Origin of the sequence: Streptococcus sp. AM28-20 (assembly GCF_003603595.1) — a bacterium.
Lineage (GTDB): Bacteria > Bacillota > Bacilli > Lactobacillales > Streptococcaceae > Streptococcus > Streptococcus ilei.
In genome coordinates, this window is sequence record NZ_QTNK01000001.1 from 116,495 (window position 1) to 129,690 (window position 13,196).

A 13,196-nucleotide genomic window follows, 5' to 3' on the forward strand; every position below is an offset into this window, starting at 1 on the left:
TGTCCAGCCTTCGATGTTTAATAGGAATAACTGTATGACGCAGTGGTTGATTGGCATCTTTGTTCGCTACTTAGCTCCAAAGATGACCTATGAAGATGGAAAACCATGTTTTCTTTATCTGCAACCTCCAACAGTCTCCCAGACTGTTGGAGCTGTGCGGGGGTGGGAAAATTGAAAAGGTTTGGGGAACCTTTTCAACTTTTGTTTAATTAGTCGAAGTTCTTTCCCACTCCCTTTGGTTCGGGTCTTATTTTCCAAAAGTGCTAAAAAATGATATAATGTAAGCGATATTGTACAGAAAAGAGAATGTATATGCCAAATTATGCCATTATTTTAGCAGCGGGAAAAGGTACCCGTATGAAATCAGATTTGCCCAAGGTTCTACACAAGGTTGCTGGGATCTCTATGTTGGAACATGTTTTCCGTAGTGTTGGAGCCATCTCACCCGAAAAGACTGTAACGGTTGTGGGCCACAAGGCTGAATTGGTGGAGCAAGTCTTAGCTGGACAAACAGAGTTTGTCAAACAAACCGAACAATTGGGAACTGGTCATGCAGTGATGATGGCAGAGCCAGTCTTGGAAGCTCTTGAAGGCCACACCCTTGTCATCGCAGGGGATACACCTTTGATTACGGGTGAAAGCCTCAAACACTTGATCGATTTTCATATCAACCACAAAAATGTGGCAACGATTTTAACAGCCGAAGCAGTGAATCCATTTGGTTATGGCCGGATTGTCCGTAATGACAATGCAGAAGTGCTTCGCATCGTCGAGCAAAAAGATGCGACAGATTTTGAAAAGCAAATCAAAGAAATCAATACAGGAACTTATGTCTTTGACAATGCCCGCCTCTTTGAAGCCTTGAAGAATATCAACACGAACAATGCCCAAGGCGAATACTATATCACAGACGTGATTGGGATTTTCCGTGAAGCAGGAGAGAAAGTTGGAGCCTATACGCTCAAAGACTTTGATGAAAGTCTCGGGGTTAACGACCGCGTAGCCCTTGCGACAGCAGAAGGCATCATGCGTCGTCGCATTAACCAAGCTCATATGGTGAATGGAGTGAGCTTTGTCAATCCTGATGCGGCCTATATCGATATCGATGTCGAGATCGCACCAGAAGTACAAATCGAAGCCAATGTTACCCTTAAAGGGCACACAAAAATTGGAGCTGAGACAGTCTTAACCAATGGAACCTATGTCGTGGACAGTGAAATTGGTGCAGGTGCCGTGATTACCAACTCTATGATTGAAGAAAGCACAGTAGCCGATGGCGTGACAGTGGGGCCTTACGCCCATATTCGTCCAGGATCTAGCTTGGCAAAAGATGTCCATATTGGAAACTTTGTCGAAGTCAAAGGTTCGTCTATTGGCGAAAATACCAAAGCGGGTCATTTGACTTACATTGGAAACTGTGAAGTCGGCAGCAACGTTAACTTTGGTGCAGGAACCATCACCGTCAACTATGATGGGAAAAATAAATACAAGACCCTTATTGGCAACAATGTTTTTGTTGGTTCAAATTCGACCATCATTGCGCCAGTTGAGCTCGGGGATAATTCCCTAGTCGGTGCTGGATCCACCATTACCAAGGATGTACCAGCAGATGCGATTGCGATTGGTCGTGGCCGTCAAGTCAATAAGGATGAGTACGCGACTCGCCTTCCTCACCATCCTAAAAACAAATAGGAGATTTTCATGCAATTTGAAGAAAAAACCATTGAGCGCAAGGAGATTTACCAAGGACCGATTTTCCAAGTAGTCACAGATCAAGTGGAACTACCTGATGGAAAAGGTCAAGCGCAGCGTGATTTAATCTTCCATAATGGAGCAGTAGCAGTTTTGCCGATTACAGAAGATGGTAAAACGATCTTGGTCAAGCAGTACCGCAAGGCGATCGAGAGGACTTCTGTAGAGGTCCCAGCAGGGAAGTTGGAAAAGGGTGAAAATGCGGATCCTCAAGCAGCTGCTCTGCGTGAATTGGAAGAAGAAATTGGTTACACAGGTGATCTAGATTTGTTGTATGATTTTTATTCTGCCATTGGATTTTGTAACGAGCGGATCAAACTCTATGCTGCGACCAACTTGAAAAAAGTGGAAAATCCTCGCCCTCAAGATGAAGACGAGACCTTAGAGCTGTTAGAAGTGACCTTGAAGGAGGCTCAAGACTTGATCCAAGCTGGGGAAATCTGTGATGCCAAGACCATTATGGCGATTCAGTATTGGGAATTATCTAATAAATAGAGGAGGAACCAATGGGCAAACCTTTATTAACAGATGAAATGATTGAGCGGGCAAACCGGGGAGAAGCTATCTCTGGTCCCCCGCTCTTTGATGAGGAAGAAACAAAAATTCTCCCGACTGGAAACAGGGGATTTGGTTATGAACGGCCAATGACCACAAGGGAAGAAGATAGAGGACATGGAGCATCGTATCCTCAGGAGACTATTCCGATTAGAGTCCAACCTACAGTGACCAAGAGTCGTCGGATTGAGAACCAAAAAGATGAGGTGCTTCAATCAAAATTGAATAAGATCTTATTTTGGGTCATCTTGCTCCTCATCTTGTTAATTCTTGCAATCTGGCGCTTATAAGGAGCGTCTACCAAAGGAGTTACGATTATGAAAATTGGAATCATTGCGGCCATGCCACAAGAGTTAAAAATCTTAGTGGAAGCTTTGCAGAATGGCGAGAAACATCTTCGCCTAGGAAAGGTCTACTATACAGGATCGATTGGTCGCCATGAGGTCGTCTTGGTTGAAAGTGGCATCGGCAAGGTCATGTCAGCCATGAGTGTGGCTGTATTGGCCAATGATTTTAAGGTGGAAGCTATTATCAATACGGGTTCTGCAGGTGCTGTAGCACCAGGGATGGCTGTTGGGGACATCGTCCTTGCAGACAAATTGGCCTACCATGATGTCGATGTGACAGCTTTTGGGTATGACTATGGCCAGATGGCGGGGCAACCACTCTACTTTGAATCCAGCCGCTATTTTGTATCAGAGATGAAAAAAGTTCTAGCTGAGGAACAAACACCAACCCATGTTGGCCTGATTGCGACTGGGGATAGCTTTATCGCGAGTGAAGAAAAAGTCGCAGCGATTCGAGAACATTTCCCAGAAGTATTAGCCGTTGAGATGGAAGGGGCAGCCATTGCCCAAGCGGCTCATGCAACTGGCCGACCTTTCATGGTCATTCGGGCTATGAGTGACACGGCAGATCATTCAGCTAATATCTCTTTTGATGAATTTATCGTAGAGGCTGGCGAGCGCTCTGCTCAAACCTTGATTACTTTCTTGAAGAGATTAGTATAGAAAAAGATAGGGAGATGGAACATGTATCGTGAATCATATTTTGATGGAGGCCTATTTTCATATATTGGTCATGTTTTATTAGCAACCTTAATTACAGTTTTTACTTTCGGTATTTGTGCTCCTTGGGGCATGTGCATTATGTATAACTGGAAGGTCAAGCATACTGTGATTGATGGTCGTCGTCAGTATTTTGACGGCACGGCCATGCAGTTGTTTGGAAATTGGATAAAATGGTGGTTCTTGACTATTATTACATTTGGAATCTATGTGTTCTGGTTAAATATCAAGGTCACTCAATGGGTTACCAAACATACTCATTTTATAGACTAATAGAAAAGAGAGTGGGACAGAAATCGGTCATTCGTTAGAATTCGATTTCGTCGTCCCATCTCCGCACAGCTTCAACAGTCTGGGAGACTGTTGAAGGTTGCAGATAAAGGAAACTTTGTTTCCCTCATTAGGTCATATTTGGAGCTTAAAAAGCGAACAAAGAGCCCACTCAACCACTGCGTCTTGTTCGACACTCCAAAGACAATTGAGAGGCTAGGACTTTTGTCCCAGCCTCTTTTTGTGAAGCCATTTCTTTAACCACTATTACTCCTTCATGCTATAATAGATTCTAGTAATGCAAAGGAGAAGTTATGGTCTTATCAAAAAAAAGGGCACGTCATGTGATTGAAGAAATTATTGCCCTATTTCCGGATGCTCAACCAAGTTTGGATTTTCGCAACCATTTTGAATTATTAGTAGCGGTGATGCTCTCTGCTCAAACGACGGATGCGGCGGTTAATAAGGCAACTCCTGCCTTGTTTGAAGCTTTCCCAACTCCTCAAACCATGGCGGTCGCCAGTGAAGCCGACATTGCCAAGCACATTTCCAAATTAGGCCTCTATCGCAATAAGGCAAAATTTCTCAAAAAATGTGCCCAACAATTGTTGGACAATTTTGATGGCCAAGTCCCCCAGACACGGGAGGAATTGGAGAGTTTAGCTGGAGTGGGACGCAAAACAGCCAATGTGGTCATGAGTGTAGGTTTCGGAATTCCTGCCTTTGCTGTTGATACCCATGTAGAGCGGATTTGCAAGCACCATGACATCGTCAAGAAATCAGCAACCCCATTAGAAGTGGAAAAACGGGTGATGGACGTTCTTCCTCCTGAACGCTGGCTCCCAGCTCATCAGGCGATGATCTATTTTGGACGGGCTATCTGCCATCCTAAAAATCCCGAATGTGATCACTATCCGCAACTCTATAACTTTAAAGACAGTTAAAAAGCGAGGTCTAATGACTTCGCTTTTATTTGATAGGGAAGAAAGTAAGTAAGAGCCAAGAAATCAGTAGAGTAATAGCGCCAATTCCAAGGACAAATAGAATAGGAATGAGGATTCTTTCGTAGGGATCTTTACCCCTTTCTTCAGCTTCTTCAATCTCGCTCAGACTGCGTCCTTGTTCATAGGCGACAAGCTGGCGATAAGTACGAAGATTATGCTTTTTCTTGAATTTTTCAATGCGTAGGGCGTAGAATAGAGCGACAGCAAGAATCAAGCAACTAATAGCGATGCCGTATCCATCCAAATAAAGAATGAGGGGAGTGCTGATGATAGGACTGCCAATTAGCAGTAAGCTAAAGACCACTTCATCTTTTTGATAGCGCATAAATTCTTGGTCGTGAATAATTTGTTTCATGGTTTCCAAATCTCCTTTGACTAGTTTGTCCAATGACACTTCAAAGACCTTGCTTAGTAAGAGAAGGTTTTGAATATCAGGATAGGTTGCGCCGCGTTCCCAGTTGGAAATGGATTGACGGCTGACAAAGATGATTTCAGCTAAATCGTCTTGAGATAAATTTTTCTCTTTACGATAATGCTGGATTTGTTTTCCAACTTGCATAAGATTTCCTCGCTTCCTGATTTCATTCTACTAAATTTTATAAAAAAGGGCTATCAAAGTTCTTTGACATGTTGATTTCATAGGCTTTAACAAAGGTTTTTACCACTGGATTTACAGGTCTGTCAATTTATATTTCCCTATTGAAAAAGGGGCCAGTAGCCTCCTTTTTCTTATTCACTAAATCGTAAAAAGTAACCATCTGGATCCAAAATCGCAAATTCATGGGGATAAATAAAGCTATCCCCCACTCGAAATTTTCTTTGTGTCAGCGGACGATAGATGGGATAGTTAGCTTCCAGCAGTTTTTGGTGGAGCTGAGGGACATCCTTGATGCCAAAGGAAATATTGACACCGCGTCCGAAAGGATAAGTCAATTGGGATAATTCTTCTGTACTGCCTTCTTCTAGCATAAGTTGGCAGTCTTCAAGCGAGAGGAAGAGAAATTTCTCCTCTGGACGTTCGTATTCGACGGAGAATCCCAGCAAGTCGCAGTAGAAGTGGTGGGATTTTTCGATGTCAGATACTACAAATTCAGGAATGACAGCTTGATAGTCCATTAGCGTTCTCCTTAGAGCTCAATCTCCATGACAATCGGTGTATGATCTTGACGGGCACCGGAGTCAATCATAGCTGATTTGGTCACCTTATCCGCAACTCGGTTAGAAGTGAGCCAGTAGTCAATTCTCCATCCTGTATTGTTGATTTTTGAAGTCTTGCTACGTTGCGCCCACCAGGTGTATTGCTCTGGAAGATCCCCGTGCAAGTGGCGGAAGGTATCAGTGAACCCTTTGTCTAGCAAGTTAGTGAAGCCTGCCCGTTCTTCATCGGTAAAGCCTGGGGAACGACGGTTGCTGGCTGGATTGGCCAAGTCGATTTCCTTGTGAGCTACGTTGTAGTCTCCTGTTGCCAGAACTGGCTTTTGTTGATCTAGTTCCGCCAAGTAGTCTGCGTATTTGGCATCCCAGATTTGACGTTCTTCCAAACGTTTGAGCCCATCTCCAGCATTCGGAGTATAGACCTGGGTCACAAAGAAGTCATCAAATTCAAGAGTAATAATGCGACCTTCGAGGTCCATGGTAGAAGGAGCACCGATTTCTGGGAAGCTTACTATTGGTGTCAATTCTTTTTTGTAGAGGAACATGGTTCCTGCATATCCTTTACGAGCGGGTTCTACAGATGACCGCCAAGTGTTTTCATATCCAGGGAAAAGTTCTTCTAAGACCTCTAAGTGTTTTTTCGTTGGTCCTTTGGCAGATAATTTTGTTTCCTGAATGGCAATGATATCTGCATCCTCGGCTACTAAGGTTTGGAGGACGTCTTGCGAGAGCTTCGCGCGCGCAGAGTCACTCGTCAAGGCGGCATTCAATGAGTCAATATTCCATGAGATTAGTTTCATATCGTTTCCTTTACTAACTTTGTCGATGCTTCTATTATACCAAAAAATATCCAGTCTCCTGTCTCTTGTGATTTGAGGAAGGATCCGCTTCTTGGTAAAAAGATGTTTGTATTGTTCATATGGCTAAAATGATGTTTGCTAATGAGCTAAGAATGAATGATTTTTATCTGGTCTAGCGACTCGCGTCTGGATGAAATGTGCTATAATGGAAGTTGAGTTTAAAATAGAAATATTCCTCAGATTTCCTATAAAGTTATCCTATTTTAGGTTGCCTTGATAGGGGCTGGGGCTGAGAATCCTACTGAAAGGAGAGGTATGGCTCGAAAATCTAAACGTTCAAAAAAAGCGAATGCGAAGGTGAGAAAATTTGATAATCGGTGGATTACTAGACGACTTTATTTGTTATTCAGTCTAGTCTGTACCCTCTTTTTGATTTTAATTGCTCGACTAGGGTATATGCAGATTACTCATCAAGGCTTTTATACACAAAAATTAGCAAAAGCTACTAAAAAACATTTAACAAGAGGAAGTATCCGGGGGCAGATTTATGATGCTTCTGGTCAGCCACTGGTAGAGAATGTCGATAAGAAGGTCTTGTCCTTTACACGTAGCAATAAATTTACTGCGGAAGAGATGCGTCAAACAGCACAGCTTCTCCTAAATTACGTAAGCGTGTCAAATCCTCAAGTCACCAAGCGTCAAGAAATCGACTTTTATCTCGCAAACACAGAAGTCTACAAAGAAGTAGTGGACAAACTGCCCAAGGAGGAACGGATCGATACGGATGGTAACCCACTTCCAGAAGCGAAAATCTACCAGTATGCGGTGGACAGTATTGACCCAGCAAAATTGGGCTATACGGATGAAGAAAAAAAGGCCATCTATCTCTTTAGCCAAATGAATGCAGTTGAAAACTTCGCTAGTGCTACGATTGTGACGGATCCGATGTCCGATGAGCAGGTGACGACGGTCAAAGATCATTTAAAAGAATTTCCAGGATTTGAAGTGATCACGAGTTGGGATCGAAAAGTAGTCGATAGTCCTTTAGCTTCTATTGTTGGCAGTGTATCGACAGAACAAGCCGGTCTACCAGCTGAAGAAGCCGATGATTATTTGGAAAAAGGCTACGCCTTAAATGATCGCGTCGGAACTTCTTATTTAGAAAAACAATATGAGTCTGTCCTCCAAGGAGAACGGGTTGAAAAAGAAATCCATTTGGACAAGAATGGCAATGTCGAAAAGATCGAAACCCTCTCAAAAGGAAGCAAGGGAAATAATATCAAGCTTTCGATTGATTTGGATTTCCAAAGAGGAGTGGAAGACATCTTGAAGAAGTCCTTCCAGGCAGAATTAGCTGCTGGCAATGCGACCTACTCAGAAGGAGTCTATGCTGTTGCTTTGGATCCAAAAACGGGTAAAATCCTTGCCATGGCAGGGATGAAGCATGAAACCGGTTCTCAAGATCTTACTCCTGATGCTTTAGGGACGGTGACCAATGTCTTTGTCCCAGGATCTGTCGTTAAAGCGGCTACCTTGACAGCAGGATGGGAAAATGGGGTGATTTCTGGGAACCAAGTCTTATTGGATCAACCAATCTCATTTTCTGGTTCAGCTCCAATCACTTCTTGGTTCACCCAGTTTGGAAGCCGAGAAATCAATGCGGTGCAAGCGTTAGAATATTCTTCCAATACCTATATGGTGCAGATCGCTCTTGATTTGATGGGACAACCTTATCAGCCTAATATGACCTTAAAGACGGATCAATTGGATCCTGCTATGGAGAAACTGCGTACGACTTTCGCCTCCTATGGTCTGGGAGCGGAAACAGGGATAGACCTTCCAAATGAATCAACGGGCTATGTTCCCAAAGAGTATTCGATTGGCAATTACTTAACAGACGCTTTTGGTCAGTTTGATAACTATACGCCTATGCAGTTGGCTCAATATGTGGCAACCATTGCCAACGATGGGAAACGCGTGGCTCCACACCTGGTTCAAGGAATCTATGAGAATGATGCCAAGGGAGGTTTGGGTCCTCTGAAAGAAGAGATTGCAACAAAAGAACTCAATCAAGTGGCTCTAACCCCCGAAAATCTAGCCATCATCAAACAAGGTTTTTATCAGGTTGTATACGGAACCAGTGGCTTAACAACTGGTAAAACCATCGGAGAAGGTGCGTCAGTTCCAATCAGTGCGAAGACCGGGACTGCAGAAACATTTGTAAATGGTGGGACCCCTGCTGTAAATACCAATGTCATCGCCTATGCTCCATCTGAAAATCCTCAGATTGCAGTTGCAGTGGTCTTTCCTCACAACACCAATCTCCAAGCGACAGTTAGTCACAGTATTACCAGAGAGATTATCAATCTCTACCAGCAAAAACATCCTATGAATTAGAAAGGAAGCTATGCTCTATCCAACACCTATCGCAAAATTAATTGAAAGTTATTCGAAGCTCCCTGGTATTGGGATCAAGACGGCAACTCGTCTGGCCTTTTATACCATCGGAATGAGTGATGATGATGTCAATGAGTTTGCTAAAAATCTCTTGTCAGCAAAGCGGGAATTAAGCTATTGTTCCATCTGTGGGAACCTAACAGATGAAGAAGAGTGTGCCATTTGTCGAGACGAGACTCGCGATCCATCGACCATCTTAGTGGTGGAAGATAGTCGAGATGTGTCGGCCATGGAAAATATCCAGGAGTACCACGGACGCTACCATGTCCTTCATGGCTTGATTTCGCCCATGAATGGGGTCGGACCGGATGATATTAATCTCAAGTCCTTGATCACACGATTAATGGATCATGAGGTCCAAGAAGTGATTGTGGCGACCAATGCAACAGCAGATGGGGAAGCAACTTCTATGTATATCTCACGCGTCCTCAAACCAGCTGGTATCAAAGTGACCCGCCTGGCACGTGGATTAGCCGTCGGAGCCGATATCGAGTATGCGGATGAAGTGACCCTTCTTCGGGCTATCGAAAATCGAACCGAGTTATAAGCGGTTACAGAGAGGCTGGGACAAAAGTCCTAGCCTCTCAATTGTTTTTTGATTGTCGAGCAAGACGCAGTGGTTGAGTGGGCTCTACTACGCTGATTTCATCAGCTTTTATAGCCCTACTCAACTGTGCGGAGGTGGGACGACGAAATCGAATTCTAACGAATTACCGATTTCTGTCCCACTCTCTTTTTGTTTTTTAGGTGTTCTCCCTCGTTTTCTTTCTTTTTAAAGTGTGGTATACTAGAGGGACGAACTCGTATGTGAGGAGTGCTTTTGATAAGTCGATTATGAAGCACAAAATTAAACAAAGGATTAGGACCAAACAATGGCAAAAGAAAAAATTGTACTTCTTTATGGTGGCCGTAGCGCAGAGCGTGAAGTGTCTGTACTTTCAGCTGAAAGCGTCATGCGGGCGATTAATTATGACAAGTATTCTGTTGAGACCTATTTCATTACTCAGACAGGAGACTTCATCAAGACCCAAACCTTTGAAGAGAAGCCTGCTGAAACAGAACGCTTGATGACCAACGAGACCATTGATTGGGAAGCTAAAGTATCTCCGAGCAGTATCTACCAAGAAGGAGCGGTTGTCTTTCCAGTCCTTCACGGACCAATGGGAGAAGATGGATCGGTTCAAGGATTCTTAGAAGTCTTGAAACTCCCTTATGTGGGCTGTGATATCCTTTCTTCTAGTGTGGCGATGGACAAGATTACCACCAAACGGGTCCTAGAATCAGCAGGGATTCCACAAGTTCCTTATGTGGCCGTCCTTGAAGGAGATGACCTAGAAGCTAAAATTGCCTTAATCGAAAAAGAATTGACCTATCCGGTCTTCACCAAGCCTTCGAACATGGGTTCTAGTGTCGGGATTTCAAAAGCAGAGAACCAGGCAGAACTTCGTCAATCTTTGGAATTGGCCTTTAAATACGATAGCCGTGTTCTGGTTGAGCAAGGTGTCGTAGCGCGCGAAATCGAAGTAGGATTGTTAGGCAACTACGATGTCAAGAGCACTCTCCCTGGTGAGGTGGTCAAAGATGTGGCCTTCTACGACTACGAAGCCAAATACATCGATAATAAGATTACGATGGCGATTCCAGCTGAAATTCCTGCAGAAGTTGCTGCGACCATGCGTCAGAATGCCGAATTGGCCTTCCGTGCCATTGGTGGGAAAGGTCTCTCCCGTTGTGATTTCTTCTACACAGAGGATGGAGGCATCTACTTGAATGAGCTCAATACCATGCCTGGCTTTACCCAATGGTCTATGTATCCCTTGTTGTGGGATAACATGGGCTTGTCCTATCCTGATTTGATCGAGCGTTTGGTTGAGTTGGCAAAAGCAACTTTCGAAAAACGCGAAGCACACTTACTGTAAGAATCTGTTCCAAGTGGGAGTAGGGGATGGAATCAACTCAATGAGGAGTCGATTTTCTTCCTGCTCCCCCTTTTTAGAGGAGAATACTATGAATCTAACCTTGCACGAAGTAGCAGGTGTCCTGGCTGCTCGCAATGATATCAGTCAATTTGAAGATGTAGCCCTTACCAAGCCTGAATTCGATAGCCGTTTGATTGGGCCTGGAGACCTTTTTGTCCCTCTCAAGGGGGCGCGTGATGGGCATGATTTTATTGAAACTGCCTTTGAAAATGGGGCTGTAGCGACCTTGTCTGAAAAAGAAGTAGAAGGCCATCCTTATTTATTGGTAGATGATGTTCTAGCAGCCTTTCAAAAATTAGCCCAATATGTGTTGGAAAAGAGTCAAGTAGATGTCTTGGCGGTCACCGGTTCAAACGGTAAGACAACGACCAAAGATATGTTGGCTCAATTGCTGTCAACTACCTACAAAACCTATAAAACACAAGGGAACTATAATAACGAAATTGGCCTTCCTTATACGGTTCTCCATATGCCAGAAGGGACAGAGAAGCTTGTCCTTGAAATGGGACAGGACCATCTGGGAGATATCCATCTTCTCTCAGAAATTGCGCATCCAAAGGCAGCAATCGTGACCCTTATTGGGGAAGCTCACCTGGAGTTTTTCAAAGATCGCAAAGAAATCGCTAAAGGGAAATTGCAAATTGCGGACGGCATGCCATCTGGAGGCTTGCTCCTAGTACCAGCCGATCCTATTGTCGAGGATTTTTTACCGAGTCAACAAGAGCTTGTGCGCTTTGGTGAAGGAGCAGATATCAGTATTACCAAGTTGGAGGAACGCAAGGACAGCCTAACCTTTGAAGCGAATTTCTTATCAGATGCTATTGACTTACCTGTCACAGGCAAATACAATGCGACCAATGCCATGATTGCGGCCTATGTTGCCCTAAAAGAAGGAGTCAGCGAAGAGGCTATCCGTGCAAGCTTTAAAGGCCTAGAGCTTACTAAGAACCGCACAGAATGGAAGAAGGCAGGTAATGGAGCGGATATCCTATCCGACGTCTACAATGCCAACCCAACGGCCATGCGCCTGATTTTAGAAACCTTCTCAACCATTCCTGCCAATCCAAATGGCCGGAAGTTGGCGGTTCTTGCAGATATGAAAGAACTAGGGGAGCAATCCATTGATCTGCACAACCAAATGATTCTCAGTCTCTCGCCGGATGTCTTGGATACGGTTATTTTCTATGGCCAGGATATTGCGGGCTTAGCTCAGTTAGCGAGTCAGATGTTTCCACTCGGACATGTCTATTATTTCAAAAAGACCGCTGAAGAAGACCAGTTCGAGGATCTGGTCAAACAAGTCAAGGAAAGCTTAAAAGAGCAGGACCAAATCCTTATCAAGGGAAGCAATTCCATGAATTTAGCCAAATTGGTAGAGGAATTAGAAAAGGCCTAGCAAAAAGAGAAGGAAATTCTCTCCAAAGATAGGCTTAAATAAACTAAAGGAATGTGAAAATGACACTTTGGGATTTATTGTTTACAAACCAAAAATCAGCCCCACCTGAATTTGGGCTCTGGTATTTCATTCTGCCAGCTTCTTTGTTGGTGGTTGGCTACTTCTCCATTAGACATGCACGGTCCAAAAGTTACCAACGCTTTTGGTATTGGGCACAGTTGATCCAAGTCTTGACCATTAATGCTTGGTATATTCTAGCCCACATGCCTTTGACGGATAATTTGCCTTTCTATCATTGCCGCTTGGCCATGCTGGTGATTCTCTTTGCACCTAGAGGGACCTATATCAAGCAATATTTTGCTCTCTTGGGAGTTCTAGGGTCGATTGCGGCCTTGGTTTACCCAGCCTTTGATCCCTTCCCTTTCCCTCATATCACCGTTCTGAATCTCATTTTCAGTCACTGGGCCTTGCTTGCCAATAGTTTGATTTACCTGCAAGATTATTACCAATCTGAAAAACAAGATACCTTGAGAATCTTTAAGATCACCTTTGGCATGAATGCCTTGATTTTCTTGGTGAACCTATTGACGAAAGGGGATTATGGCTTCTTACGGCGTCCACCAATCATTGGGGATCATGGAGCTCTCTTGAACTACCTTTTGGTTAGCTTGGTGATGGTGGCTGGAATTTGCTTGGTCAACCAGCGTTATAAGTACAAATACAAGATGGTTGAAGAGACGGTCGTTTCACGTTCAGAATAG

Annotated in this window: 15 protein-coding genes; 12 read left to right on the forward strand and 3 right to left on the reverse strand. The window is 43.9% G+C overall.

The annotated features are described in order from the left end of the window. Positions 1–34: 34 nt before the first annotated feature. From DW738_RS10365 to nth, 7 genes are all read left to right on the forward strand, one after another. Positions 35–175 carry a hypothetical protein gene (locus DW738_RS10365; RefSeq protein WP_227877742.1) on the forward strand — a complete coding sequence of 47 codons (141 nt, stop codon included), beginning with the start codon at positions 35–37 and terminating at the stop codon, positions 173–175. Between the two features lie 137 nt (positions 176–312). Continuing rightward, complete coding sequence (glmU, locus tag DW738_RS00700) at positions 313–1,692, forward strand: bifunctional UDP-N-acetylglucosamine diphosphorylase/glucosamine-1-phosphate N-acetyltransferase GlmU (protein ID WP_123160049.1); 1,380 nt, start codon at positions 313–315, stop codon at positions 1,690–1,692. A gap of 9 nt (positions 1,693–1,701) precedes the next feature. Further along, positions 1,702–2,247 carry an NUDIX hydrolase gene (locus DW738_RS00705; RefSeq protein ID WP_123160050.1) on the forward strand — a complete coding sequence of 182 codons (546 nt, stop codon included), beginning with the start codon at positions 1,702–1,704 and terminating at the stop codon, positions 2,245–2,247. A gap of 11 nt (positions 2,248–2,258) precedes the next feature. Beyond that, entirely contained in the window at positions 2,259–2,597 is a 339-nt protein-coding gene (gene macP / locus DW738_RS00710; RefSeq protein ID WP_123160051.1) for a cell wall synthase accessory phosphoprotein MacP, read from the forward strand. 27 nt (positions 2,598–2,624) lie between these two features. After that, positions 2,625–3,317 (forward strand): 5'-methylthioadenosine/adenosylhomocysteine nucleosidase, encoded by a 693-nt coding sequence (locus tag DW738_RS00715; protein ID WP_123160052.1) that lies wholly within the window; start codon positions 2,625–2,627, stop codon positions 3,315–3,317. A 21-nt stretch (positions 3,318–3,338) separates the two neighbouring features. Beyond that, on the forward strand, positions 3,339–3,647 hold the full coding sequence (locus tag DW738_RS00720) for a DUF898 family protein (protein ID WP_117745026.1): 309 nt from the start codon (positions 3,339–3,341) through the stop codon (positions 3,645–3,647). Between the two features lie 311 nt (positions 3,648–3,958). Beyond that, positions 3,959–4,588: an endonuclease III gene (nth, locus tag DW738_RS00725; protein WP_123160053.1), complete on the forward strand. Its 630-nt coding sequence runs from the start codon at positions 3,959–3,961 to the stop codon at positions 4,586–4,588. 25 nt (positions 4,589–4,613) lie between these two features. On the opposite strand, the gene DW738_RS00730 is transcribed toward nth, so the two are convergent. The 3 genes from DW738_RS00730 to DW738_RS00745 all read right to left on the reverse strand — a co-directional run bounded on the left by DW738_RS00730 (position 4,614) and on the right by DW738_RS00745 (position 6,603). Beyond that, entirely contained in the window at positions 4,614–5,207 is a 594-nt protein-coding gene (locus tag DW738_RS00730) for a helix-turn-helix transcriptional regulator (RefSeq protein ID WP_123160054.1), read from the reverse strand. A 170-nt stretch (positions 5,208–5,377) separates the two neighbouring features. Next, a complete protein-coding gene (locus DW738_RS00740) occupies positions 5,378–5,764 on the reverse strand; it encodes a VOC family protein (RefSeq protein ID WP_123160056.1) in 387 nt (128 codons plus the stop codon). A gap of 11 nt (positions 5,765–5,775) precedes the next feature. Then, the gene (locus DW738_RS00745) at positions 5,776–6,603 is read right to left on the reverse strand and encodes an exodeoxyribonuclease III (RefSeq protein ID WP_123160057.1); all 828 of its coding nucleotides are present in this window, start codon (positions 6,601–6,603) and stop codon (positions 5,776–5,778) included. Between the two features lie 315 nt (positions 6,604–6,918). Here DW738_RS00745 and pbp2b point away from each other — a divergent pair, with 315 nt between their 5' ends. The 5 genes from pbp2b to DW738_RS00775 all read left to right on the forward strand — a co-directional run bounded on the left by pbp2b (position 6,919) and on the right by DW738_RS00775 (position 13,196). Continuing rightward, entirely contained in the window at positions 6,919–9,000 is a 2,082-nt protein-coding gene (gene pbp2b, locus DW738_RS00750) for a penicillin-binding protein PBP2B (protein WP_123160058.1), read from the forward strand. A 10-nt stretch (positions 9,001–9,010) separates the two neighbouring features. Then, positions 9,011–9,607, forward strand: a complete 597-nt coding sequence (gene recR / locus DW738_RS00755; RefSeq protein WP_006596694.1) for a recombination mediator RecR — start codon at positions 9,011–9,013, stop codon at positions 9,605–9,607. Between the two features lie 325 nt (positions 9,608–9,932). Next, entirely contained in the window at positions 9,933–10,979 is a 1,047-nt protein-coding gene (locus DW738_RS00765) for a D-alanine--D-alanine ligase (protein WP_123160059.1), read from the forward strand. 88 nt (positions 10,980–11,067) lie between these two features. Next, positions 11,068–12,435 (forward strand): UDP-N-acetylmuramoyl-tripeptide--D-alanyl-D-alanine ligase, encoded by a 1,368-nt coding sequence (gene murF, locus DW738_RS00770; protein WP_123160060.1) that lies wholly within the window; start codon positions 11,068–11,070, stop codon positions 12,433–12,435. Between the two features lie 59 nt (positions 12,436–12,494). Beyond that, positions 12,495–13,196: a YwaF family protein gene (locus tag DW738_RS00775; RefSeq protein WP_123160061.1), complete on the forward strand. Its 702-nt coding sequence runs from the start codon at positions 12,495–12,497 to the stop codon at positions 13,194–13,196.